Here is a 25,509-nt window from a genome sequence, read left to right as displayed (position 1 = left end):
TCAGGTCATTCGCTGTCGCGGCTGCCGAAACGGCTATCGCGACCGTGCGGCTCATCAAGATCCTGCCACGGGCCGATGGAAATAATACCGGTCGGGTTAATGGTCTTGTGGCTGCAATAGTAGTGGGTGCGGATGTGCGCAAAATCCACCGTTTCTGCAATACCCGGCATCTGCCAGATATCACGCAGGAAGCCATGCAGATTCAGGTAATCGCTGATGCGGTGCTTATCGCATTTGAAATGCGTGACGTAGACCGGATCGAAGCGGATCAATGTGGTCCACAGACGGATATCGGCTTCAGTCAGACGATCGCCGGTGAGATAGCGGTGCTGGCCGAGGATCTGCTCCAGGCGCGACAGCGAATCAAACAGCGCGGTGACCGCCTCGTCGTAAGCGGCCTGGCTGGTGGCGAAGCCCGCTTTGTAGACGCCGTTGTTCACAGTGTCATAGATCCAGCCGTTCAGCTCATCAATCTGCGACTGCAACTCCGCCGGGTAGTAATCCCCCGCGCGGGCGCCCTGCGCATCGAACGCGGTATTGAACATGCGGATGATTTCCGCCGATTCATTACTGACGATGGTCTGGTTCTTTTTATCCCACAGCACCGGCACGGTGACGCGACCGCTGTAGTGCGGATCGGCATGCAGATAGAGCTGGTAGAGGAAGTCGTGCTGATAGAGGGTGTCGCCGGTCGCCGCCGGGAAATTGTCGTCAAAGGTCCAGCCGTTTTCCAGCATCAGCGGATTAACCACCGAGACATCAATAAACGGCTCCAGGCCTTTTAATTTACGCATGATCAGCGTGCGATGCGCCCACGGGCAGGCGAGGGAAACGTAGAGATGATAGCGGCCTTTTTCAGCGGCAAATCCACCTTCACCGCTCGGGCCTGGCGCGCCATCGGCGGTCAGCCAGTTACGAAAAGCGGAAACCGAACGCTTAAAACTGCCGCCCGTCGATTTGGTGTCGTACCAGGTGTCGTGCCAGACGCCGTCAATCAGTTGTCCCATCACGTTCTCCTTCAGGTTGGGCAGATGCGCAAAAAATCACAGGCCAGGTTAGCGAAGCGCCACCTGGCAAAGGTTGACAATGCCCGGCGGCGCTACGCTTGCGCTGGCCTGCATACTACGTCAGCAGTTTAGTATAGAAGCCTTACCATTTTTTATTCAGTACACGGTCGATGCTAAATGCACCCGGCCCGGTGATGCCCAGCAGCAGGAAGCCGCCAGCGATGGACAGATTTTTCATGAACATCAGCGCATTCACCCCTTCCGCAAAGTTATTGTGGAAAATGAAAGCGGTCAGCAGGGTAAAGCCTGCGGTGAACAGCGCGGTGGTACGGGTCAGGAAACCAAACAGGATCGCCAGACCGCCGCCGAACTCAAGCAGAATGGTCAGCGGCAGGAAAAAGCCCGGCACGCCCATCGCTTCCATGTACTGTTGTGTACCTGCATACCCGTTGATTTTTCCCCAGCCCGCATAGATAAACAGGATTGGCATCAGAATACGCGCTACCAGGAAACCAACATCTTGTAATTTTTTCATTTTACTCTCCAGAAATCTCATGCGGTATGCAAGTGTGATTGTTCAGGCAGTTACGGCGTCTGGCGCACGTTTGCCGTCGATGGAGAGGATAATAGGCGTAGCGTTAAGAGATTGTTAGCAAGGAAAACTGTCAATCTTTATCAAATATTCTGAGTAATAACAGGCGGGAGAAATATACCCGACGGCGATCCGCCGGGCAGGGGACAGGTTAACGCAGGTGTTGCTGACGTAACGTCGTTTGCACCAGGCGCCAGGCGCTCCACGCAGCAAAACCGCGCTTCCCCCAGCGTACCAGCATATTAGGATTGCGGATGGTGCGAATAGCCAGCAGGCTACTGCCCACCAACGCCCATGAGCGCAGGCTTAACAGCGTATTCCATCCGCGATCGTAAGATACGGTTCTCTCTTCCCAGTCGCGACGGCTGGCGGCGAGATCCAGGCGTTGCTGCTGGATCTGGCTCAGCAGCACGGCCTTACGCCTTTGGCGATCAATCTGACTGCTCATCTCAATCATCCTCCAGCAACGAACGATCGTTGGACAGCTCCTGACGGGTATGACGCAGCAGAGTAGACCGGCGCGCTTTACGCAGGGTCCATATAGCACCAATCAATGCGCCAATCAGCAGTACCGCCGTCGTGCCAATCATGACGTTCAGACGGTATTGCGGGTCAATGGCCCAGATGATCAGCACCATCAGACTCATCAGTCCGAAAGCGGCGAACAGCATGGTCAGACCTACCATCAGGAGCAGCTGGAAGAGATTCGCTTTCTCTTCTTCCAGCTCAACCACTGCCAGCCGCAGACGCGTTTCCACCATCTCAACGATGATGGTCACAATGCGCTGCCCGATGCCCAGAACGCTTTTACCGGGCCCGTTTGTGTGACGTGAACTATCCATAATCAACGACGCGAAATCAGGACGCCCAGCACTACGCCAATCGCAGCACCGATGCCAACGCCAGTCCATGGATTCTCACGTACATAATCTTCAGCCTTACCGGCCGCTTCGCGTGTCTGTTTAGCGATAATGTCACTGGTCTCGCCCAGACGGTAACGGCTTTCATGCAGCGCACGTTCAGCCTTGCTACGCAGTTTACTCAGCTCTTCTTTCGATTTTGACCCGGAGCTATTCAGCACTTCTTCCAGGGTGTCCGTCAGGGATTTCAACTCAGCGCGCAGATGTTCCGTATTGGTATCTTTTGACATAGTTCTCTCCAGTGAGTGAGTGTTAACTTCCTTTAATAATCCCGAGCCTCAAGCGCTTTCAGTTCTTCCTGAGCCTCTTTCAGCTTATGTTCTCTTTTGAACACCTTATCCGCATCGCCTTTTTGCTTCGCTTCCTGAAGATCCTGCTCGCGTTCGGCAATCTCTTCTTTCTGATCGGCGATCTTCTCCTGATGATCGGCGCGCAATTTGCTGTCCGTGCAATTGGCTCTGACTTCGCTAAGTGCTTTATTCAGGCCGTCGATACGGCTCTGATTATTGTGCTTCTCGGCGTAACGGATTTCTTTTTGAATATCCTGCTCCTTTTCCTGACAAAGGGAAGCAGCCTGTGAAGCGGCACTCAGTGAAAAAAGGGCTAACGCCAGTGCGGTGCGGTATTTCATTCTTGAAACCTTCCATTGTTGCTACGGGCCTCAACATGAGGCGCCGAAATCCAGTTGATTAAAAGAGTAAGATGGGTGCCCGTGTACTAAGCATAGTAACGAACGGGGAGAAAACCAAAATGCGGGCGAAGTTTCGGAATAATTGAAGTTTTCAACCCAGCCGATGTGGCGTATCGCGCAGTCGGGAAAGCCATACCGCGGCTTTATCATCGTCATCCTGTTGCGCGATGATATAGCCATGGGGCAGGGTGCGATCGAGCACCACTTTGGCGGCAGCGCTCTGCGCGCTGGAATCAAACTTAATTAACAGCGTGTCATTCTGCGGGGTAATGCTGTTAAAGCGAATGCCGTTAGCATCCAGATGATGCCAGATAGAAAAGCCGTCAGGCACGCTGACGCTCTGGCTGGCCGGGCGAATAGCCAGCGTTGACTCACGCTGTTGTAGCGTCGCCCAGGCAAAGAAAAAGATCGTGAACAGCATGACTGCTGCCACCATTAAAGCAACGCGCTTCATCGACGTGCGTTGAATAAGCATCCGGTTATTCCTGCTTTCCATATTTTTTCTTCCATAACACCACCAGCGTACCGATGAGTCCAAACACCAGCAGTACGACCGGCAGCAACATCAGGCAGGACATCAGCGCATCCTCATACTTGAGGAAAACCGGCGTCTTACCAAGAAGATAGCCCAGGGTCGTCAGGATCACCACCCAGAGCAGACCGCTCATCCAGTTGAAAAACTGGAAGCGCGCATTGTTCAGACCAGAGATCCCGGCAATAGTTGGTAACAGTGTGCGAACAAATGCAATAAATCGCCCTAACAGCAGCGCAGACAGGCCGTGTTTGTGGAACATATGGTGCGCGCGCTGGTGATAATGCGCGGGCAGATGCGACAGCCAGTTCTGCACAATGCGGGTGTTACCCAGCCAGCGGCCCTGGATGTAGCTCAGCCAGCAGCCGAGGCTGGCGGCGGTAGTCAGCAGCGCTATGGTGAGCGGATAGCTCATCGCGCCTTTGGCGATCAGTACGCCCACCAGCACTAACAGGCTGTCGCCGGGCAGAAAGGCGGCGGGCAGCAGGCCATTTTCCAGGAACAAAATCATAAACAGGACGAAATAAAGCATGCCGATCATGGAAGGATTCGCCAGCGTCTCGAAATCCTGACTCCACAATGCATTAAGTAGCTGAGTAAATAGTTCCATTCGTTATTCCTGGTACATCGGTTAACGTCACGCCAGATCGGATCCTGTGCACCTATACGTGCGGGCAAATTGCATCTAATTGTAACAAATGCCGGAGTTCTGCGTCTCAAAATTTATGAAATGTAAGAATTGATTTTGCTTGTGGCGTAGGGGGGAGACCAGAGTATTTACAAAGGCTGACACTCTATACCTTTTGTTACTGCGGGGAGCGCAGCAAGCGCAGGAGCGCCTGCTGTGGAGGATAAAAATTTATTTTACCGCGTTCGCGGCAGCATCAAGGTGAACCACAGGATTATCTGCAAAAAGATAGCGGTCAGCGTTGAATTCGAAATCATCGCTGGTTTCGTTAAACAGCATCTGTTTAGTGTTTTCCAGATGCTGCCACATCGCCAGCTTGGCGGCATGCGGGTCTTTACGGATCAGGGCTTTAAGGATCTGGTCATGATCGTCGCACCAGTTATCCACGGTGCGTAAATCGATATGATCGTGCAGCTTTTTCCAGTACGGGTTATGAATACGCTGCGTCCACATCTTTTCGACAATTGCCGCCAGCGCCGTATTCTGCGTGGCAAGGGCTACCTGCACGTGGAACTGCAAATCCCATTCGGAATCGCGGAAGCATTTCTCCTGGCGCGCCCGATCCTGGATTTCCATCAGCTTCATGATGTCCTGTTTCGTCACCTGGGTGGCGGCGAATTCGGCAATATTGCTTTCAATCAGCTGGCGGGCCTGTAGCAGTTCAAACGGGCCGTAGTTGGCGAACTCAAGCGTTTCGTCCGGCACCTGCTGGTATTTAGGCTGGTTCGACATCACGTGGATCCCGGAGCCTTTACGCACTTCAACGTAGCCTTCCACTTCCAGCATGATGATGGCCTCACGCACCACGGTACGGCTGACGTTTTTTTCATCCGCAATGAAGCGCTCGGCAGGCAGTTTATCACCAACGAGATACACGCCGTTTTCAATACGGCTTTTCAGCTCAGCAGCGAGCTGCTGATACAAACGACGCGTGTCAGTGATTTCCATATACACTCCAGGCAGGATAAGACAGATTAGATTTGTTATACCACTTTTACGCCATTCTCACCACCGCAGAAAAGTAAAAAGCCGCCCCGGACAACGGGGCGGCTCGTATGCAAATGGTTTAACAGCGCGTTTTAACTTTGTGTCGCAGGTCCGCCATAGGCGGCTTTTTCCGCTTCCAGCTCCGCGGCCGATTTACTTTTCAGCACCGTCCAGATCACCACAGCGCCCATGATGTCGAACACTGCCAGTACCGCGAACAGTGGGCTGAAGCCGATGGTATCCGCCAGCGCACCTACTACCAGCGCAAACATGGTGCTTGCCGTCCAGGCCGCCATGCCGGTCAGACCGTTTGCGGTTGCCACTTCGTTACGACCGAACACGTCAGAAGAGAGGGTGATCAGCGCGCCGGACAGGGACTGGTGAGCAAAACCACCGATGCACAGCAGGCCGATTGCCACATACGGGCTGGTGAACAGGCCGATCATGCCAGGGCCAATCATCAGTACCGCACCCATGGTCACCACCATTTTACGGGACACGATCAGGTTCACGCCAAACCAGCGCTGGAACAGCGGCGGCAGGTAACCCCCGACGATACAACCCAGGTCAGCAAACAGCATCGGCATCCAGGCAAACATCGCGATTTCTTTCAGGTTAAAGCCGTAGACTTTGAACATGAACAGCGGGATCCAGGCGTTAAAGGTACCCCAGGCCGGTTCTGCGAGGAAACGCGGCAGGGCGATGCCCCAGAACTGACGGGTGCCCAGAATCTGCCATACGGACATTTTTTTGCCGTTGTTGGTCTGGTGCTGCGCTTCCTGACCGCCAATGATGTAGCTACGTTCTTCTTCGGTCAGTTTTTTCTGATCGCGCGGATGTTTGTAGAAAATCAGCCATGCCATAGCCCAGGCGAAGCTCAGTACGCCGGAGATAATGAACGCCAGCTGCCAGCTGTGCATCACGATGGCCCAGACCACCAGCGGCGGGGCAATCATCGCGCCAATAGAGGAACCGACGTTGAAGTAGCCGACGGCGATAGAACGCTCTTTGGCCGGGAACCACTCGGAGGCGGCTTTCAGACCCGCCGGGATCATCGCGGCTTCAGCAGCACCTACCGCACCACGCGCCAGCGCCAGTCCACCCCAGCTTCCCGCCAGCGCTGTTGCGCCGCAGAAGATGGCCCAGGTCACGGCGAAGACCGCGTAGCCAACTTTGGTGCCGAGAATATCCAGCACATAACCCGCCACCGGCTGCATGATGGTGTAAGCCGCGGAGTAGGCCGCAATAATGTAGGAATATTGTTGCGTGGAAATATGCAGTTCTTCCATCAGCGTTGGTGCCGCCGCAGCGATGGTATTACGCGTCAAGTAACCCAGCACGGTACCGAGCGTCACCAGCGCTATCATGTACCAACGTAACCCTTTAATTTTACGCATGTAAACCTCATCGTTATGTTATTTCCGCCTCTGGCGGTTCACCTCCCGACCAGGTCGGGGGATGTTATGTAACGGGGGGAGCGAAATCGGGACTGATTCCCGGTACGGTCCAAACCTTGCCATTGTCATTCGTGCGAAATTCGGTATCCGTACCGTTAATCCGGGTGAGTAACTCACCTGTAATACATTCCGTCGGTCTATGTTTTGCGACGGCAGAAAGATAACTTGTCATACAACTTTAAAAGGTGAGTGACATCACAAAAGTGCGTTTCTTTGTGTGGTCTTTATTTTCGGTCAGCGAAGCCAGAGCTGGCGCGGCCTGCGGGGGTGTTTACCCCAATCGGGGTAGTTTATTTGTCAGGATTTATTGATCTAACTCACGAAAATATCTTCGGTCTGTAGAAATTGGTGTGATAACTTTGTCAGCATTAAGGCATACATCTACGCTCTTTTTAGAGGAAGACGATAATGACTCCGTTTATGACCGAAGATTTCCTGTTAGATACCGAATTTGCCCGCCGTCTGTATCACGATTACGCAAAAGATGAGCCGATTTTCGATTACCACTGCCATTTACCGCCGCAGCAGATCGCAGAAAACTACCGCTTTAAAAACCTGTATGACATCTGGCTGAAAGGCGACCACTACAAATGGCGCGCCATGCGTACCAACGGCGTGCCGGAGCGCCTGTGTACCGGCGATGCCTCTGACCGCGAAAAGTTTGATGCCTGGGCGGCCACGGTTCCGCATACCATCGGCAACCCGCTGTACCATTGGACTCACCTTGAACTGCGTCGCCCGTTCGGTATCAGCGGCAAACTGCTGTCGCCGTCCACCGCTGACGAGATCTGGCATCAGGGTAACGAACTGCTGGCGCAGGAGTCCTTCTCTGCCCGCGGTATCATGCAGCAGATGAATGTGAAAATGGTCGGCACCACCGACGATCCGATTGACTCGCTGGAGCATCACGCCACCGTCGCGAAAGACACTTCCTTCAGCATTAAAGTGCTGCCGAGCTGGCGTCCGGATAAAGCCTTCAATATTGAACAGGCGACCTTTAACGATTACATGGCGAAACTGGGTGAAGTCTCCGACACCGAGATCCGCCGTTTCAGCGATCTGCAAACTGCCCTGACCAAACGTCTGGATCACTTTGCGGCGCACGGTTGTAAAGTCTCCGACCACGCCCTGGACGTGGTGCTGTTTGCGGAAGCGAACGAGGCCGAGCTGGACAGCATCCTTGCGCGTCGTCTGGCAGGCGAAACCCTGAGCGAGCATGAAGTGGCGCAGTTCAAAACCGCCGTGCTGGTGTTCCTCGGCGCGGAATATGCACGCCGTGAATGGGTGCAGCAGTACCATATTGGCGCGCTGCGTAATAACAACCTGCGCCAGTTCAAACTGCTGGGGCCGGATGTGGGCTTTGACTCCATCAACGACCGTCCGATGGCGGAAGAGCTGTCGAAGCTGCTCAGCAAACAGAACGAAGAAAACCTGTTGCCGAAAACCATCCTTTACTGTCTGAACCCGCGCGATAACGAAGTGCTGGGCACCATGATCGGTAACTTCCAGGGGGAAGGCATGCCGGGCAAAATGCAGTTCGGCTCCGGCTGGTGGTTTAACGATCAGAAAGACGGCATGGAACGTCAGATGACACAGCTGGCGCAGTTGGGCCTGTTAAGCCGCTTTGTCGGTATGCTGACCGACAGCCGCAGCTTCCTGTCCTATACCCGTCATGAATATTTCCGTCGCATTCTGTGCCAGATGATTGGCCGCTGGGTCGAAGCGGGCGAAGCCCCTGCCGACATTCAGTTGCTGGGCGAGATGGTGAGAAATATCTGCTTTAACAATGCGCGTGACTACTTCGCGATTGAACTGAACTAAGGCCGTTTGAGGTTGATATGCAATACATCAAGATCCATTCGCTGGACAACGTCGCAGTCGCACTGGCTGACCTGGCGGAAGGCGCAGAAGTTACCGTAGATAACCAGACGGTGCGGCTGCGTCAGGCAGTAGGACGCGGGCATAAGTTCGCCCTGCGCACCATCCATCAGGGCGAAAACGTGGTGAAATACGGTTTGCCTATTGGTCACGCCACGGCAGACATTGCTGAGGGTGAATATATTCACTCTCATAATGCCCGCACCAACCTGAGCGATCTGGACGAGTATAGCTATCAACCTGAACCTCAGGCTGAAGCCGCGCAGGGTGCGGATCGCGACGTTGAGATCTACCGCCGGGCCAACGGCGAAGTCGGCATCCGCAATGAACTGTGGATCCTGCCGACCGTCGGCTGCGTGAACGGTATCGCCCGTCAGATCCAGACGCGCTTTCTGAAAGAAACCAACGATGCCGAAGGCACCGACGGCGTGTTCCTGTTCAGTCACACCTACGGCTGCTCGCAGCTGGGGGATGACCACATCAACACCCGCACCATGCTGCAAAACATGGTGCGCCACCCGAATGCGGGCGCGGTGCTGGTGATTGGCCTCGGCTGTGAAAACAACCAGGTCGACGCCTTCCGCGAAACCCTGGGCGACTTTGATCCGGAGCGCGTCCACTTTATGGTCTGTCAGCATCAGGACGACGAAGTGGAAGCGGGCCTTGAACATCTGCATCAGTTATATGAAGCGATGCGTCACGACCAACGCGAGCCGGGCAAACTGAGCGAGCTGAAGTTTGGGCTGGAGTGCGGCGGATCCGATGGCCTGTCCGGCATCACCGCTAACCCCATGCTCGGTCGTTTCTCCGACTACGTCATCGGTAACGGCGGCACCACCGTGCTGACCGAAGTGCCGGAGATGTTTGGTGCGGAACAGATCCTGATGAGCCATTGTGTCGATGAAACCACCTTTGAAAAAACCGTCACCATGGTGAACGATTTCAAACAGTATTTTATCGCCCACAACCAGCCGATTTACGAGAACCCATCGCCGGGCAACAAAGCCGGTGGCATCACTACGCTGGAAGAGAAATCCCTCGGCTGTACCCAGAAAGCGGGGGCCAGCCAGGTGGTGGACGTGCTGCGTTACGGCGAGCGTCTGCAAAAGCACGGTCTGAACCTGCTTTCCGCGCCGGGTAACGATGCCGTCGCCACCAGCGCGCTGGCCGGTGCCGGTTGCCATATGGTGCTGTTCTCCACCGGTCGCGGTACGCCGTACGGCGGTTTTGTACCGACGGTGAAAATCGCCACTAACAGCGAGCTGGCGGCGAAGAAAAAGCACTGGATCGATTTTGACGCGGGTCAGCTGATCCACGGCAAAATGATGCCGGAGCTGCTGAACGAATTCGTGGATGTGATTGCGGATATCGCCAGCGGCAAAAAGACCTGCAACGAACGTAATGATTTCCGCGAGCTGGCGATCTTTAAAAGCGGCGTAACGCTGTAAACCTGTTGTCGGGTTTGTCGGGTGGCGCTGCGCTTACCCGGCATACAGGTACTGTAAATGCCTTGCCGGGCGGCGACTGCGTCTTGCCCGGCCTACAGAACCTGCAAATCAACCCAGGCCCGGCAAGCTGGCGCCGCCGGGCAATAATTCTTAACTGCGCAGCGCGTTTTTCGCCAGACGTTCATCTTCCGCCTGGCATGCTGCCGCGGTGAACAGCACGTCGGTGGAAGAGTTAAGCGCGGTTTCGCAGGAATCCTGCAACACGCCGATGATAAAGCCCACCGCCACCACCTGCATGGCAATATCGTTCGGAATGCCGAACATATTACACGCCAGCGGGATCAACAGCAGCGAACCACCCGCCACGCCCGATGCCCCACAGGCACACAGCGAGGCCACCACGCTCAGCAGCAGCGCCGTCGGCAAATCAACCGGAATACCCAGCGTATGCACCGCCGCCATGGTCAGCACGGTAATGGTGATCGCCGCGCCCGCCATATTGACCGTCGCCCCCAGCGGAATGGAAACCGAGTAGGTATCGCGGTCCAGATTCAGTTTTTCCGCCAGCGCCATGTTGACCGGAATGTTCGCCGCCGAGCTGCGGGTAAAGAATGCCGTCACGCCGCTTTCACGCAGGCACAGCAGCACCAGCGGAAAAGGATTGCGGCGAATTTTCCAGAACACCAGCAGCGGGTTGATCACCAGCGCCACCAGGAACATACAGCCAATCAGCACCAGCAGCAGCTGCGCGTAGCCGTAGAGGGTGGCAAAACCGGTTTCCGCCAGCGTCGCCGACACCAGACCGAAAATACCGATAGGCGCAAAGCGGATCACCAGCTTCACCATAAAGGTCACCGCGTCCGACACATCGTTAATCAGGCTTTTGGTGGAGTCGCTGCCGTGACGCAGCGCAAAGCCCAGACCAATGGCCCACACCAGAATGCCGATATAGTTGGCTTCCAGCAACGCATGTACCGGGTTAGACACCATGCTCATCAGCAGGCCACGCAGCACTTCCGTAATGCCGGCGGGCGGCGTGATGTCCGTCGCGCCGGTCACCAGTTGCAGGGTGGATGGGAACAGGAAGCTGAATACCACGGCGGTTAAGGCAGCGGAAAAGGTGCCCACCAGATAGAGCACCAGAATAGGACGGATATTGGTTTTCTGACCGTGGCGGTGATTGGCGATGGATGCCATCACCAGCATCAGTACCAGCACCGGCGCCACCGCTTTCAGCGCGCCGACGAACAGCGTGCCCAGCAGACCGGCAGCAAGCGCGGCTGGTTTTGATACCCAGGCGAGCAGAATGCCCAGCACTAAGCCGATGAGGATTTGTTTTACCAGACTGCCGTGCACCAGACGGTGCAGCACACCTGTGAAGTGTTGCGTACTCATGAGGAATTCCTTAGATGGTGTTGTAGTGCCATCCCGGACATCCTCTTAAGGGATGTTCATGTCGGGATGTAACAAATGTTTGCAAAGAGGAGTATACGCATTCGCAGGCGGCGGGAAAGAACAAGAGGCTGGATTGGTGGCAAGTGTCGTGTTTTTTAACTGTCTGATAACATATTTGTGACATGGTCAACAATTAAACCTTCTCCGTTGCCGGAGAAGGTTCTGTTTGTCAGCCCTGGAGCTTTTTCTTGTCGTTCTGGTGATTCACCCAGGCGTTAAGCAGCAGGGTTATCGCCAGAATACCGCCCACCACGCCAAGGGAGATGGCAATCGGGATATGGTAGAAGTCGACGATCAGCATCTTGATACCGATAAACACCAGGATCACCGACAGGCCGTACTTCAGCAGCGCGAAGCGTTCCGCCACGCCCGCCAGCAGGAAGTACATGGCGCGCAGACCGAGGATCGCGAACAGGTTAGAGGTCAGCACGATAAAGGGATCGGTGGTCACCGCGAAAATAGCTGGAATACTGTCGACCGCGAAGATCACGTCGCTTAACTCAACCAGGATCAGCACCAGCAGCAGCGGCGTGGCGTACAGCAGACCGTTTTTACGCACAAAGAAGTGCTCGCTTTCGATCTTGTCCGTCATGCGCAGATGACCACGCAGCCAGCGCACCAGCGGTTTATCGCCAATACCCGCTTCGTCTTCTTTCGCCAGCGCCATTTTCACCCCGGTGAACAGCAGGAACGCGCCGAAGACGTACAGCAGCCATTCGAACTGGGAGATCAACCAGCTACCGGCGAAAATCATGATGGTACGCAGCACAATCGCCCCCAGCACGCCGTAGATCAATACACGACGTTGCAATGCAGGCGGCACGGCGAAGTAGCTGAACAGCATCAGCCAGACGAAGACGTTATCCACGGCCAGCGCTTTCTCAATCAGGTAACCGGTGAGGAAGGCGAGCGCCTGCGGATCGGCCACGGCACGGCCTTCGGTGCTGGCGAGGTACCACCAGAAGGCGGCGTTAAACAGCAAAGAGAGTGATACCCATACCAGTGACCAGACGGCCGCCTGCTTCATGGACATCGTATGAGCGCCGCGACGCCCCTGAAGCAGAAGGTCGATGGCGAGCATGATCACGACGACAACTGCGAATCCGCCCCAGAGCAGCGGTGTGCCGACAGTATTCATAGGAAATTCCTTACATAAAAAAAACGGCTGACGTCGAAAGACGATAGCCGTTTATTTTAGATGCACGGGTCCTCGCCTTTCGGCAAGGTCTCACTTACATCCTTAAGGATGCCCGGCGACCGGATGCTTGCGCATCGTAATGACGACCAACCGGCAATGAAGTTACTCCCCTTTGCTGGTAACAAAATATGACAGAGATCGCATTCCGTCAATGGGTCGTAACAACTGTTTTACATAGCTTTACGCCACCGGATCGGCAGCCGCTTCGCTGTCAGCCGGGAAAATCACGCCGGTCTGGCGGCGGATCTCCGTCAGCAAGTTCGCGGTAATACGGCTGATGGCGATGCCCGGATGGTTCACTTCGTTGTTTTCCACCAGATCGGCAAAGCGCTCTGCCTCATACAGCATGGTATTGATATGCTGCGGTTGGGAGAGATCCTGTGGCTTGCCGCCGCGCGGCACAAAAGATACTTTCTGGCATTCGGAGATTTTTTCTATCACCAGCGAGCCTTCTTCGCCCTGGATCTCGCTCGCCAGCACCGATTCACTCACTTTGGAATGTTGCAGGGTGACGCTGAAATCGCCGTAGTTAAGCACCACCACGCCGTGCGCGTCCACGCCGCTGTCCAGCAGACTGGCCGTGGCCTGTACGCTGTGCGGTTCGCCCCATAACGCCACCGCCGAGGCCAGGCAGTAAAAGCCGATATCCATAATCGAGCCGTTGGAAAACGCCGGATTAAAGGTGTTCGGATTTTCGCCGTCCAGATAGCGCTGATAGCGGGAAGAGTACTGGCAGTAATTAATAAAGGCTTTGCGCACCTTTCCCACTTTCGGCAGTGACTGTTGCAGCAGCAGGAAATTCGGCAGCGAGGCGGTTTTAAACGCTTCGAACAGCACCACGCCATTTTCCCGCGCGCAGGCAATGGCGGCTTCCACTTCACGCAGATTGGAGGCCAGCGGTTTTTCGCAGATCACATGCTTTTTATGGCGCAGGAACAGTTCGCTTTGCGAAAAGTGCAGGGAGTTCGGGCTGGCAATATACACCGCATCAATATCATGGCTCTGCGCCAGCGCCTCAAGGGAGGTAAACAGATGTTCGACCGGATAATCGCTGGCGAAATGCTGCGCCTGTTCAAGGCTGCGGGAGTAAACGGCGGTAAGGGTATATTTGCCGGTCTCATGGGCGGCATCGACGAACTGGCGGGTGATCCAGTTCGTCCCAATGACTGCGAAACGTATCATAAACGGCGTTGTGCTCCGTAAAAGGGGACCATTCGCCAATGTAGCACGTCAGTGTGACAAAACCAGTGCGCTGCGCCGCAGAAGTCAGGCGACGATCATGCCAGCGCCTGATGCGTCAGCCACAGACGAGTATCAAACTCCAGTTGATGATAGTGCGGCTCCATATGACAGCACAGCTGATAAAAAGCCTTGCTGTGATCCTTCTCTTTCAGGTGCGCCAGTTCATGCACCACTATCATGCGCAAAAAGGCTTCCGGCGCGTTGCGAAACACCGTCGCCACGCGGATTTCCGCTTTTGCCTTCAGCTTGCCCCCCTGCACGCGGGAAATGGCGGTATGCAGACCAAGGGCGTTATTCAGCACATGAATTTTATTGTCGTAGGCCACTTTGTTGATTGGCGGCGCATTGCGCAGAAACTGACTTTTCAGATCCTGGGTATATTGATAGAGAGCCTTGTCGGTGGTGACGTTGTGCGTATCGGGATAACGCTTTTGCAGCACCTCGCCGAGCCGGTTCTGCTCGATGAGCGTCGTAACCTGGGCCAGCAGATTTTCCGGATAGCCCTGGAGATAGAGAAGTTTGCTCATCATTGCCCCACGATAGCAGTCAAAAAAGGGTATACTCACGCCCCCATTCAGGGGATCACACCGAATTTTACCATCCAGGAGGGCCGATGAGCCATTCAGACAACGGTTTCCGTTCACTTAACTTAAAACGTTTTCCGGAGACGGACGACGTCAACCCACTGCAGGCGTGGGAAGCGGCAGACGAATACCTGCTGCAACAACTGGACGAAACTGAAATCAGTGGCCCGGTCCTGATTTTCAACGATACTTTTGGTGCGCTGGCCTGCGCGCTGGTGGAGCACAAGCCTTACAGCATTGGCGACTCCTACCTGAGCGAACTGGCGACCCGTGAAAATCTGCGCCATAACGATCTCAACGAAGGGGATGTCACCTTCCTCGACAGCACCGCGCCATACCCGGCCGCGCCGGGCGTCGTGCTGATTAAGATCCCGAAAACCCTGGCCCTGCTGGAGCAGCAACTTCGCACCCTGCGCACGGTAGTGACGCCGCAAACGCGCATCATCGCCGGGACCAAAGCGCGTGATATTCACAACTCGACCCTTGAGCTGTTTGAAAAAGTGCTGGGGCCGACCACCACTACCCTGGCCTGGAAAAAAGCGCGTCTGGTTAACTGCACTTTCAGCGCCCCGGCGCTTAACGATGCGCCGCAGACCCTGAGCTGGAAACTGGACGGCACCGACTGGACTATTCACAACCATGCCAACGTCTTTTCTCGTACCGGGCTGGACATCGGCGCGCGCTTCTTTATGCAGCATCTGCCGGATAACCTGGAAGGGGAGATTGTCGATCTCGGCTGCGGTAACGGCGTGATTGGTCTGACGCTGCTGGATAAGAATCCGCAGGCCAGCGTGGTATTCGTGGATGAGTCGCCGATGGCGGTGGCCTCCAGCCGTCTTAACGTCGAAACCAACCTGCCAGAGGCGCTGGATCGCTGCGAGTTTATGATCAACAACGCGCTGTCAGGCGTCGAGCCGTTCCGTTTTGACGCCGTGCTCTGTAACCCGCCGTTCCATCAAAAACATGCGCTGACGGATAATATCGCCTGGGAGATGTTCCACCACGCCCGCCGCTGCCTGAAAATCAACGGCGAGCTGCGCATCGTGGCGAACCGCCACCTGGATTATTTCCACAAGCTGAAGAAGATTTTCGGCAACTGCGAAACCATTGCCACCAATCAGAAATTCGTGGTGCTGAAAGCGGTTAAAACCGGACGCAGACGGTAAATTTCCCGCCCGGTGGCGCTGCGCTTACCGGGCCTACGCGGCTCATGTAGGCCGGTGCAAGCGCAGCGCCGCCCGGCAAAGGCATACTTATATCTCCAGCGCCAGCCGGGTACCCTGCGCAATCGCGCGACGGGCGTCCAGCTCCAGCGCCACATCGCAGCCGCCGATGAGATGCACGATTTTTCCCGCTTCGCGCAGTGGCTCCGCCAGTTCCCGGCGCGGCTCCTGTCCTGCGCAAATCACCACATGATCCACCGCGAAGAGTTGTGGATCGCCGTTGATCAGCACATGCAGACCGGCATCGTCGATTTTTTCGTAGCTCACCGCCGGGATCATTTTCACACCGCGCGCCAGCAGGGTCGCACGGTGGATCCAGCCGGTGGTTTTGCCAAGGCCTTCCCCCGGTTTGCTGACTTTACGTTGCAGCATCACGATCTGCCGCGGACTTTTCGGTAACTGCGCGCCTTCCGGCCGCAGGCCTCCGGGCTGATCCAGAGTGGTATCAATTCCCCATTCGGCGCAAAACTCCGCGATATTCTGGCTGGTGGACTCACCCGGCTGGCTTAAATACATCGCGGTGTCAAAACCGATGCCGCCGCTGCCGATGATCGCCACCCGCTCGCCCACCGGTTTTTTATCGCGCAGCACGTCCAGATAGTTCAGCACCTTCGGATGCTTGATCCCCTCGATCGGCGGGGTGCGCGGCTCGATCCCGCAGGCGAGGATCACCTCGTCAAAGTCTCCCAGCATGTCAGGCGTGACCCGCTGGTTCAGCCGCAGATCGACGCCGGTCACCGCGATCATGGTGCGGTAGTAGCGCAGCGTCTCGTAAAACTCTTCTTTACCGGGGATCTGTTTGGCGACGTTAAACTGTCCGCCCGGTTCTGCCTGGGCGTCGAACAAGGTCACGCTGTGGCCGCGCGCCGCCGCGTTAACCGCAAAAGACAACCCGGCGGGGCCTGCGCCAATCACCGCCAGCTTTTTGATCTTCACCGCCGGTACGATCGGCATTTTGGTTTCATGACAGGCACGGGGGTTGACCAGGCATGAGGTCACTTTCCCGGCGAAGATCTGATCCAGACAGGCCTGATTACAGCCGATACAGGTGTTAATTTCGTCCGCACGTCCGGCCTGCGCCTTGGAAAGGATCGCCGCATCGGCGAGGAAAGGCCGCGCCATCGATACCATATCCGCGTCGCCGCGCGCCAGAATCTCCTCCGCCACCTGCGGATCGTTAATGCGGTTAGTGGTGATTAAGGGCAGTGACACTTTGCCCTTCAGCTTACGGGTCGCCCAGGTAAAGGCCCCGCGCGGCACCGGCGTGGCGATGGTCGGAATGCGCGCCTCGTGCCAGCCGATGCCGGTATTGATAATGCTGGCCCCCGCCGCTTCAATGGCCTGCGCCAGCTGCACGGCCTCCTCAAAAGTGCCGCCGCCTTCCACCAGATCGAGCATCGACAGGCGATAGATAATAATGAAGTCGCTGCCGACCCGCTCCCGCACCGCGCGCACCACTTCGACGGCAAAACGCATCCGTCGCGGATAGTCACCGCCCCATTCATCGTCGCGCTGGTTGGTGCGGGCGGCGAGGAATTCGTTAATCAGATAGCCTTCCGATCCCATCACTTCCACGCCGTCATAGCCCGCTTCACGCGCCAGCGCAGCGCAACGGGCAAAGTCGTCGATAAGCGCGAGGATCTCCTCGTGCGTCAGGGCGTGGGGTTTAAAACGGTTGATCGGTGCCTGAATGGCGGAAGGCGCGACCGGGTGCGGCTGATAGCTGTAGCGCCCGGTGTGCAGAATTTGCAGGGCGATTTTGCCGCCCTCGCGGTGCACCGCCCCGGTGATGATCTGATGATGGGGCACCTGGCTGGCATCACAGAGCACCGCGCCGCCTTCCATGGTAACGCCGGAGAACGCCGGAGCCACGCCGCCGGTGACGATCAGCGCCACGCCGTGCCGGGCGCGTTCGGCATAAAAAGCGGCCAGTCGTTCGGCACCGTCAGGGCGCTCCTCAAGGCCGGTGTGCATGGAGCCCATCAGCACGCGGTTTTTCAGCGTGGTGAAACCCAGATCGAGCGGGGCGAAAAGCGACGGATAGCGGCTCATAATCTCTTCCAGTGTAAAATTATTGTTATGTGGTCGGATGAGTTACTAATTTAGCCAGCGCGGGGGCAAAGGTAAAAGCGGGATCGAATGATTGTGATAGAACTCAAAGAACTTCCCCGGTGGCGCTGCGCTTACCGGGGCTACGCTTACCGGGGCTACGAAACCGCAGAAACCCCAGGCCGAATAAGCGCAGCGCCATCCGGCATGATTTAAGGCGCCGTTGCGCGCACCAGTCCCGGCGCCTGCCACATCGAGGTGGTCAGCCCGCTGTCCACCAGCCCAAGCTGATCCGCATACACCGCCTGCCATTTCTGCATCATGCCGTCATACAGCTCCCGGTGTGCCGGGTTGGGCGTAAATTCCCGGCTCCAGCTCACCAGCCGCTCGCCGGTGGCGGCCATATCGTCGAACAGTCCGGCGCCGGTACCCGCGGCGATGGCGCAGCCGAGCGCGGTGGCTTCTTTCACGTCCGGCACACGCACCGGCAGGCCGGTCACGTCGCTTAAAATCTGGCTCCACAGTGCGCCTTTCGCGCCGCCGCCCGCAAATACCAGCCCATCAAAGGTGACACCGGAGAAGCGGGAGATCTGCGCCAGGTTGCAGGCGGAAACAATAGCTGCGTTCTCCTCCAGCGCGCGAAACAGCGTGGCTTTATTGCATTTTTCCGGATCGATGGAGAGGTTAATAAACGACGGCGCGGCGTGATACCAGTGCTTAAAATGCATGGCGTCCGAGAAAATCGGCATTACGCCGTGGGAGCCTGCAGGGACGCGGCCCGCCATCTCTTCCATCAGCGCATAGGCGTCCATCCCCATGCGTTCAGCGATCAGCTTCTCCTCGGCGCAAAACGCGTCCCGGAACCAGCGCATGGTCAGGCCGGTGAAAAAGCTGATCGACTCCGCCTGAACCATGCCGGGGATGACGTGCGGATTAACGCGGATATTCATATCGGGATCGGTGCGTACCTGCGGCAGATTGACCACCTGCTGCCAGAAGGTGCCGCCGAGCACCGCCGTCTGCCCGGCGCGCACCACGCCCAGTCCCAGACAGCCCAGCTGCACATCGCCGCCGCCCATCACCACCGGCGTGCCCTCGCGCAGGCCGCACTGCATGGCGGCAGAATGCGTCACCGCGCCCAGCACGGTGCCGGTCTCTTTTACGGGGGAGAGGATATCGGCGCGCAGCCCGGCCATATCCAGCAGCGCCGGACGCCAGTCGCGTGAGAAAAGATCCAGCATGCCGGTGGTCCCGGCGTTGGAAGGATCCACCGCCAGTTCGCCGGAGAGTTTTGCCGCCAGCCAGTCGCTGATCATAGTGATGGTCGCCGCCTGACGATAAATATCCGGCCGGTGATGCGCCAGCCACAACAGACGCGGCATGGCGCTCAGCGCCAGCGTCTGCCCGGAAACCTCGTACACTTCCGCTTCAAAGCGATCGTCATGGATCTCTTTTAATTCCGCCACTTCGCGGCTGGCACGGGCATCAACGTTGGCGCAGGCCCAGATCGCCTCGCCGTTGCGGTCATAAAGCACGATACCTTCGCGCATGGAGCAGCAGGCGACGGACTGAATATTAGCGCCGGTCAGCTGCGCCCGCGTCAGCGCCTGGTGAATGCACTGGCAGGCCAGCTGCCAGTTGGTGGTGAGATCGAACTCCATCGAGCCGGGCACGTTCTCCACGCTCAGGTGTTTCCACTCGGCCTGGCCTGCGGCGATCTGCCGCCCCTGTAAATCAAAAATTACCGCGCGAATGCTGCCGGTCCCGGCATCTAAGGCTAAAAGATAACTCATGAGCTTGCCTCGCTGTTGGCGCGCGGCAGGCCGGAATTACTCCGCCAGTGCCAGGATCGCGCGTGCTGTCGTCTCTTCCGTCACCAGGCCATTGATACGGCGACCTTTGAGTGCGGCATAAATCGCCTCTGCTTTTTCGATGCCACCGGCCGCGCCGACAATGGTCGGTAATTGCGCCAGTTCATCGAGGGTGACGCCGAGCAGTTCCCGGTGGATGTCGAGGTTTTCCACCCGCTCGCCGTCTGCCTGCAAGAAATACCCCAGAATATCCCCCACCGCGCCTTTGCGGGCATACATCAGCTGTTCGCCTTCGCTGATATAGCCGGAGCGCATAATGGTGGCGTCGCGTTTCTGGTTGACCGATCCAATGCCCACCACGGCGACGTCCGCGGCAGTGGCGGCGAGGATCACATCCCGCACGCTGGATTCGCGTTTTAAGATCTCCGCCACATCCGCCGACGACACCCGCAGGGGGGCCGGGATCATGCTGATGCTACAGGCCGCGTCCAGCTGGCCGATGCCGGTCATATACGGCCCGACGCCGCCGGACAGCGTCACCAGGCGGATCTGCTGTGAGCTGATAAAACCGCTCAGATGCTGGATACAGCTCATGGTGGTTTCGCCAAAGCCCACCGCCAGCAGCTGCCCCGGCGACAGCACGCCCATCAGCGACTGCGCCGCGCCAATCCCCAGCCGCACGCTCATGGCGGGGGTATTCAGCGCGGGCAGCACGCGGGTGATCTTCAGCCCAAACCGCTGTTGCAGTTCGGTTTCCAGCGCCAGACAGCCCTCATAACGGGAATTGATCTGCACGCGGATCACGCCGGACTGCCGCCCCTTTTCCAGCAGGCGGGAGATCTTCAGCCGGGGCAGCCCCAGCCGTTCGCCAATATCATTTTGCGTTAAGCCATCGTGGTAGTAGCACCAGGCCACCCGCGCCACCAGCTCTTCCTCCGATAACGTCAGCCCGGCAAAGCGGCTCTCATCCGTAATGCGTTTTTCGCTCATATGATGAACTCTTATAAAATTTTAGATCAAATGTTCTCATGCGCCGCTGAATAAAATGTGAGCGCGATGGCAAAAGCGATCTTTTGTCCCTGCGCAAAACAAAGCAACGATCCGAATGCAAAAAAGTGTGATCCGGGCACGGGTATTAATATAGCTCACCGTCTACGCTTTTTGAACATTGTGAATTTTTAAAATCATATGTTCATAACCGGAGCCAGAATGATCCCTCTCATTGAAGCCCGTGACGTCCGCAAACAGTTCTCCGGCGTGCCCGTTCTGAAAGGCATTGATTTTACGCTGCTTGCCGGTCAGGTGCATGCGCTGATGGGCGGCAACGGGGCGGGGAAATCCACGCTGATGAAGATCATCGCCGGGGTGGAAACCGCCGACAGCGGCACGCTGCACATCAACGGCAGTGCCTACCGCCGCCTGACGCCCGGCCAGGCGCATCAGCTGGGCATCTATCTGGTGCCGCAGGAGCCGATGCTGTTTCCCAATCTGACGGTGCGGGAAAACATTCTGTTCCGCCTGCCGCGCAGCGGGAATACCGATGACGTGCTGAATGAAAAATTACAGCAGCTCAACTGCCAGCTGAATTTGCAGGCCGCCGCCAGCACGCTGGAAGTGGCGGATCAGCAGATGGTGGAGATTCTGCGCGGGCTGATGCGTAACGCGCGCATTCTGATCCTTGATGAACCCACCGCCTCGCTGACGCCGGGGGAAACGGATCGGCTGTTCCGGCAGATCCGCGCCCTGCAAAGGCTCGGCGTCGGCATCGTGTTTATCTCCCACAAACTGCCGGAGATCCGCGCCCTGGCCGACAGCGTCTCGGTGATGCGCGACGGCGCGGTGGTGCTCAGCGGCGCGCTCAGTGAATTTGACGATCAGGCGTTGATAGGCGCGATGACCCCAGCCAGCCGCGCCCATCATTTAAGCGACTCGCAAAAGCTGTGGCTCGCATTGCCGGGCAATCGCCGCACCCAGCCGCAGGATTTTCCGGTGCTGCGCGTGGAAGACCTGACCGGCGAAGGCTTTATCGATCTGGATCTTGAGGTGTACGCCGGGGAGATCGTCGGCCTGGCCGGGCTGGTAGGATCCGGGCGCACCGAATTTGCCGAAACCCTCTACGGTCTGCGCCCGGTACGCGGCGGGCGCGTATGGCTGGAAAATCAGGAGATCACCAGCCGGGATACGGCCTCCCGGCTGGCGCGCGGACTGGTCTATCTGCCGGAAGACCGCCAGGTGTCCGGGCTGTTCCTCGATGCGCCGGTGCGCTGGAACACAGTAACGCTCAACGAACCCTCCGTCTGGCAGCAAAAAAGCCGCGAAGCGGCGGTGGTGGAGCGTTATCACCGGGCGCTGGGCATCAAACTTAACAACGCCGATCAGACGGTGCGTACTCTCTCTGGCGGTAATCAGCAAAAAGTGCTGCTTGCCCGCTGTCTGGAGGCCAATCCGCTGCTGCTGATTGTCGATGAGCCGACGCGCGGCGTCGACGTTTCCGCGCGGGCGGATATTTATCAGCTGCTGAAAAGCGTGGCGGCGCAGAACGTCGCGGTGCTGATGATCTCAAGCGATCTCGATGAATTCCCCGGTCTGGCCGATCGGGTGGTGGTGATGCATCAGGGGATGCGCAGCGGTGAACTGGCGCAGCAGGCGATCAATGTCGATCGCATGATGGCGCTGGCCTTCGGAGGACAGGCATGAAGACCTTACTTAAAAACCGCGAGCTGAGCGCTTTTCTGGCGATCCTTGCCCTCTTTGCCGTGCTGGTGGCCCTCGATCCGGCCTACCTCAGCCTGCAAACGCTGGGGATGATTTTTGCCAGCAGTCAGATCCTGATCCTGCTGGCGCTGGGGGCGACGCTGGTGATGCTGACGCGCAATATTGACGTCTCGGTTGGCTCGACGGTGGGCTTAAGCGCCATTGCCGTCGGGGTGGCGCTCAATAATGGCTACGGCCTGCCGCTCGCCATGCTGTTTGCCCTGAGCATCGGTGCGCTGGCGGGGGCGTTCAACGGCCTGCTGGTGGTCGGGTTGCGCATTCCGGCCATCGTCGCCACGCTCGGCACCCTCGGGTTATACCGTGGCGCGATGCTGCTGTGGACCGGCGGTAAGTGGATCGAAGGGCTGCCCACCAGCCTGAAATCACTGTCGGTGCCGGTGGCGGCGGGCGTGTCGCCCCTCGGTCTGCTGGTATTAGCCGTACTGGGCGCGGGGGCCTGGTGGCTGGCGCGCACGGCCTCCGGGCGGGATTTTTATGCGGTAGGGGATAACCTCGCGGCTGCACGGCAACTGGGCGTGGCGGTCAACCGCACCCGTATGCTGGCCTTCACCTTAAACGGCGTGCTGGCGGCCTGCGCCGGGATCGTCTTTGCCGCGCAGATCGGTTTTGTGCCTAACCAGACCGGCAGCGGGCTGGAAATGAAAGCCATCGCCGCCTGTGTGCTCGGCGGCATCTCGCTGCTCGGCGGCACCGGCACGCTGATCGGCGCGTTTCTGGGCGCGTTCTTCCTCACGCAAATCGATACCGTGCTGGTGCTGTTTAAGCTTCCGGCCTGGTGGAACGACTTTATCGCGGGGCTGGTGCTGCTGGGCGTGCTGGTGCTGGACGGGCGTCTGCGCCAGGCGCTGGCCCGTCATCAGCGCCAGCTCAAATACAGCCGTTTTCAGCCGGGCCACAAGGGGAGTAAGCACGTCGCCCGCTTTCCGCATCGCAAAAATAAAGAGGTGGCGTAAATGAAGCTCAACTGGGAGTGGTCGCTGCTCGGTCTGCTGGTGCTGGAGATCGCGCTGTTCGGCGCGATTAACCCGCGCATGCTGGACATCAACATGCTGCTGTTCAGCACCAGCGACTTTATCTGCATCGGTATCGTGGCGCTGCCGCTGACGCTGGTGATCATCAGCGGCGGTATCGACATTTCCCTCGGCTCCACCATTGGCCTGTGCGCCATCGCGTTAGGGGTGATGATGCAGGCGGGCTGGCCGATGGGCCTCGCCATCGTACTGACGCTGGCGCTGGGTCTGCTGTGCGGCCTGCTGAACGCTGCGCTAATTCACTATACCGGTATCAGCCCGCTGGTGATCACCCTCGGCACGCTCTATCTCTACGGCGGCGGGGCGCTGCTGCTCTCCGGCATGGCGGGAGCGACAGGTTACGAGGGCATCGGCGGTTTCCCGGACAGCTTTACCGCCTTCGCCAGCCTGACGCTGTTCGGGCTGCCGGTGCCGCTGGTGCTGTTCGGCGTGCTGACCTTTGCCTTCTGGCTGCTCGCCCATCGCGGGCGTTTCGGGCGGCATTTGTTTTTGATTGGTCAGAACCCACGGGCAGCACGTTATGCGGCGCTACCGGTGAACGGTATGCCCTACGTGCTGTACGGGCTGGTGGGGGTGGCGTCGGCGATTGCCGCGCTGGTGCTGGTCTCTTACTTCGGATCGGCGCGCTCGGATCTGGGGCGCGATTTGCTGATGCCGGCGCTGACGGCGGCGGTGCTGGGCGGCGCGAATATCTACGGCGGATCGGGGTCCATTCTGGGTACCGCGCTGGCAGCGTTGCTGGTGGGGTATCTGCAACAAGGGTTACAGATGGTCGGCATCCCCAACCAGGTGTCGAGCGCGTTGTCAGGTGCGCTGTTGGTTGTGGTGGTGATGGGGCGTTCGCTGAGCCTGCACCGGGAATGGGTGCGCACGGCCTGGCGTCGGCTTCTCTCGCGAAAAACAATCGGAGCATAAGATGAAAGCAAAACAGATAGTGCAGCTTAGCGCGCTGGCGCTGGCAACCTGTGTGGCAACGGCGCAGGCCGCCGACCGCATCGCCTTTATTCCCAAACTGGTGGGCGTCGGCTTCTTCACCAGCGGCGGCAACGGCGCGAAAGAGGCGGGGAAAGATCTTGGCGTCGACGTTACCTACGACGGCCCCACCGAGCCGAGCGTTTCCGGCCAGGTGCAGCTGGTGAATAACTTCGTCAACCAGGGCTATAACGCCATTATCGTGTCGGCGGTGTCGCCGGACGGTCTCTGCCCGGCGCTGAAGCGGGCGATGCAGCGCGGCGTGAAAGTGCTCACCTGGGATTCCGACACCAAACCGGAATGCCGCAGCATCTATATCAACCAGGGCACGCCGGAACAGCTGGGCGGCCTGCTGGTGGAGATGACCGAAAAACAGGTGACGAAGCCTGATGCGAAGGTGGCGTTTTTCTACTCCAGCCCGACGGTGACCGATCAAAACCAGTGGGTGAATGCGGCGAAAGCGAAGATCGCCAAAGATCATCCGCAGTGGAAAATCGTCACCACCCAGTTTGGTTATAACGACGCCACCAAATCCCTGCAAACCGCCGAGGGGATCTTAAAAGCGTATCCGGATCTGGATGCGATCATCGCCCCGGACGCCAACGCCTTACCGGCAGCGGCGCAGGCGGCGGAAAACCTCAAGCGTACCAACGTGGCGATCACCGGCTTCAGCACGCCGAACGTTATGCGCCCGTATGTGGAGCGCGGCACGGTGAAAGCCTTCGGCCTGTGGGACGTGGTGCAGCAGGGGAAAATCTCCGTCAACGTCGCCAGCCAGTTACTGAAGAAAGGCGATCTGAACGTCGGCGACACGGTGGAAGTGAAGGGGCTTGGCCCCCTCAAAGTGGAGCCGAACAGCGTACAGGGCTACCAGTATGAAGCGAAGGGCAACGGCATTGTGCTGCTGCCGGAGCGCGTGGTGTTCACCAAAGATAACATCGGCAAATACGATTTCTGACGGGGGAGAGC

At 57.7% G+C, this 25,509-nt stretch carries 24 protein-coding genes; 7 read left to right on the top strand and 17 right to left on the bottom strand.

Annotated features, from left to right (window positions below; translation table 11 throughout):
- Positions 1-5: 5 nt before the first annotated feature.
- The 10 genes from BMF08_RS02630 to BMF08_RS02585 all read right to left on the bottom strand — a co-directional run bounded on the left by BMF08_RS02630 (position 6) and on the right by BMF08_RS02585 (position 6,814).
- Positions 6-1,007, bottom strand: coding sequence for a glutathione S-transferase family protein (locus tag BMF08_RS02630; RefSeq protein ID WP_072569633.1), 1,002 nt, complete (start codon positions 1,005-1,007; stop codon positions 6-8).
- Positions 1,008-1,149: 142 nt separating this feature from the next.
- A complete protein-coding gene (locus tag BMF08_RS02625) occupies positions 1,150-1,542 on the bottom strand; it encodes a DoxX family protein (protein ID WP_072569634.1) in 393 nt (130 codons plus the stop codon).
- Positions 1,543-1,750: 208 nt separating this feature from the next.
- Positions 1,751-2,047 carry a YqjK-like family protein gene (locus tag BMF08_RS02620; RefSeq protein ID WP_072570132.1) on the bottom strand — a complete coding sequence of 99 codons (297 nt, stop codon included), beginning with the start codon at positions 2,045-2,047 and terminating at the stop codon, positions 1,751-1,753.
- Between the two features lies 1 nt (position 2,048).
- Complete coding sequence (locus tag BMF08_RS02615; RefSeq protein WP_072569635.1) at positions 2,049-2,441, bottom strand: phage holin family protein; 393 nt, start codon at positions 2,439-2,441, stop codon at positions 2,049-2,051.
- A gap of 2 nt (positions 2,442-2,443) precedes the next feature.
- On the bottom strand, positions 2,444-2,749 hold the full coding sequence (locus BMF08_RS02610; RefSeq protein ID WP_072569636.1) for a DUF883 family protein: 306 nt from the start codon (positions 2,747-2,749) through the stop codon (positions 2,444-2,446).
- Between the two features lie 32 nt (positions 2,750-2,781).
- Positions 2,782-3,150, bottom strand: a complete 369-nt coding sequence (locus BMF08_RS02605) for a DUF1090 domain-containing protein (protein WP_072569637.1) — start codon at positions 3,148-3,150, stop codon at positions 2,782-2,784.
- Positions 3,151-3,301: 151 nt separating this feature from the next.
- Positions 3,302-3,646, bottom strand: a complete 345-nt coding sequence (gene mzrA / locus BMF08_RS02600) for an EnvZ/OmpR regulon moderator MzrA (RefSeq protein ID WP_442778380.1) — start codon at positions 3,644-3,646, stop codon at positions 3,302-3,304.
- 43 nt (positions 3,647-3,689) lie between these two features.
- Positions 3,690-4,352 carry a DedA family general envelope maintenance protein YqjA gene (gene yqjA / locus BMF08_RS02595; protein WP_072569639.1) on the bottom strand — a complete coding sequence of 221 codons (663 nt, stop codon included), beginning with the start codon at positions 4,350-4,352 and terminating at the stop codon, positions 3,690-3,692.
- Between the two features lie 249 nt (positions 4,353-4,601).
- Positions 4,602-5,378: a transcriptional regulator ExuR gene (gene exuR / locus BMF08_RS02590; RefSeq protein ID WP_072569640.1), complete on the bottom strand. Its 777-nt coding sequence runs from the start codon at positions 5,376-5,378 to the stop codon at positions 4,602-4,604.
- A 131-nt stretch (positions 5,379-5,509) separates the two neighbouring features.
- Positions 5,510-6,814, bottom strand: a complete 1,305-nt coding sequence (locus BMF08_RS02585; protein WP_072569641.1) for an MFS transporter — start codon at positions 6,812-6,814, stop codon at positions 5,510-5,512.
- Between the two features lie 468 nt (positions 6,815-7,282).
- On the opposite strand from BMF08_RS02585, the gene uxaC reads away from it, so the two are divergent.
- Both uxaC and BMF08_RS02575 read left to right on the top strand, forming a co-directional pair.
- A complete protein-coding gene (gene uxaC / locus BMF08_RS02580) occupies positions 7,283-8,695 on the top strand; it encodes a glucuronate isomerase (protein ID WP_072569642.1) in 1,413 nt (470 codons plus the stop codon).
- Between the two features lie 17 nt (positions 8,696-8,712).
- The gene (locus BMF08_RS02575; RefSeq protein ID WP_072569643.1) at positions 8,713-10,200 is read left to right on the top strand and encodes a UxaA family hydrolase; all 1,488 of its coding nucleotides are present in this window, start codon (positions 8,713-8,715) and stop codon (positions 10,198-10,200) included.
- Positions 10,201-10,350: 150 nt separating this feature from the next.
- On the opposite strand, the gene sstT is transcribed toward BMF08_RS02575, so the two are convergent.
- The 4 genes from sstT to BMF08_RS02555 all read right to left on the bottom strand — a co-directional run bounded on the left by sstT (position 10,351) and on the right by BMF08_RS02555 (position 14,622).
- Positions 10,351-11,595, bottom strand: coding sequence for a serine/threonine transporter SstT (gene sstT / locus BMF08_RS02570; protein ID WP_072569644.1), 1,245 nt, complete (start codon positions 11,593-11,595; stop codon positions 10,351-10,353).
- Positions 11,596-11,824: 229 nt separating this feature from the next.
- Positions 11,825-12,793, bottom strand: coding sequence for a TerC family protein (locus BMF08_RS02565; RefSeq protein WP_072569645.1), 969 nt, complete (start codon positions 12,791-12,793; stop codon positions 11,825-11,827).
- Between the two features lie 240 nt (positions 12,794-13,033).
- Positions 13,034-14,035, bottom strand: coding sequence for a Gfo/Idh/MocA family protein (locus BMF08_RS02560; protein ID WP_072569646.1), 1,002 nt, complete (start codon positions 14,033-14,035; stop codon positions 13,034-13,036).
- Positions 14,036-14,130: 95 nt separating this feature from the next.
- Positions 14,131-14,622, bottom strand: a complete 492-nt coding sequence (locus BMF08_RS02555; protein ID WP_072569647.1) for a M48 metallopeptidase family protein — start codon at positions 14,620-14,622, stop codon at positions 14,131-14,133.
- Positions 14,623-14,708: 86 nt separating this feature from the next.
- Between BMF08_RS02555 and rlmG the strand changes: the two genes are divergently transcribed.
- Positions 14,709-15,845, top strand: a complete 1,137-nt coding sequence (rlmG, locus tag BMF08_RS02550) for a 23S rRNA (guanine(1835)-N(2))-methyltransferase RlmG (RefSeq protein ID WP_072569648.1) — start codon at positions 14,709-14,711, stop codon at positions 15,843-15,845.
- An 87-nt stretch (positions 15,846-15,932) separates the two neighbouring features.
- Here the strand turns inward: rlmG and BMF08_RS02545 are convergent, their stop codons facing one another.
- The 3 genes from BMF08_RS02545 to lsrR form a co-directional block, all read right to left on the bottom strand.
- Positions 15,933-17,954: an FAD-dependent oxidoreductase gene (locus BMF08_RS02545; protein WP_072569649.1), complete on the bottom strand. Its 2,022-nt coding sequence runs from the start codon at positions 17,952-17,954 to the stop codon at positions 15,933-15,935.
- A 209-nt stretch (positions 17,955-18,163) separates the two neighbouring features.
- A complete protein-coding gene (gene lsrK, locus BMF08_RS02540; RefSeq protein WP_072569650.1) occupies positions 18,164-19,744 on the bottom strand; it encodes an autoinducer-2 kinase in 1,581 nt (526 codons plus the stop codon).
- A 36-nt stretch (positions 19,745-19,780) separates the two neighbouring features.
- Complete coding sequence (lsrR, locus tag BMF08_RS02535; protein ID WP_072569651.1) at positions 19,781-20,752, bottom strand: transcriptional regulator LsrR; 972 nt, start codon at positions 20,750-20,752, stop codon at positions 19,781-19,783.
- Positions 20,753-20,971: 219 nt separating this feature from the next.
- Between lsrR and lsrA the strand changes: the two genes are divergently transcribed.
- Genes lsrA through lsrB form a run of 4 tightly spaced genes read left to right on the top strand, consistent with a single transcriptional unit; the run spans position 20,972 to position 25,498 of the window.
- Positions 20,972-22,459: an autoinducer 2 ABC transporter ATP-binding protein LsrA gene (lsrA, locus tag BMF08_RS02530; RefSeq protein ID WP_072569652.1), complete on the top strand. Its 1,488-nt coding sequence runs from the start codon at positions 20,972-20,974 to the stop codon at positions 22,457-22,459.
- Positions 22,456-23,490: an autoinducer 2 ABC transporter permease LsrC gene (gene lsrC / locus BMF08_RS02525; RefSeq protein WP_072569653.1), complete on the top strand. Its 1,035-nt coding sequence runs from the start codon at positions 22,456-22,458 to the stop codon at positions 23,488-23,490. The genes lsrA and lsrC overlap by 4 nt, the downstream gene beginning before the upstream one ends.
- Positions 23,491-24,483, top strand: a complete 993-nt coding sequence (gene lsrD / locus BMF08_RS02520; RefSeq protein WP_072569654.1) for an autoinducer 2 ABC transporter permease LsrD — start codon at positions 23,491-23,493, stop codon at positions 24,481-24,483.
- A gap of 1 nt (position 24,484) precedes the next feature.
- A complete protein-coding gene (lsrB, locus tag BMF08_RS02515; protein WP_072569655.1) occupies positions 24,485-25,498 on the top strand; it encodes an autoinducer 2 ABC transporter substrate-binding protein LsrB in 1,014 nt (337 codons plus the stop codon).
- The last annotated feature ends 11 nt before the right edge of the window (positions 25,499-25,509 follow it).

Source organism: Enterobacter sp. SA187, assembly GCF_001888805.2.
In the GTDB taxonomy this organism is placed as follows: Bacteria; Pseudomonadota; Gammaproteobacteria; order Enterobacterales; family Enterobacteriaceae; genus Enterobacter_D.
This window is presented reverse-complemented; position numbering and strand designations above follow the sequence as displayed.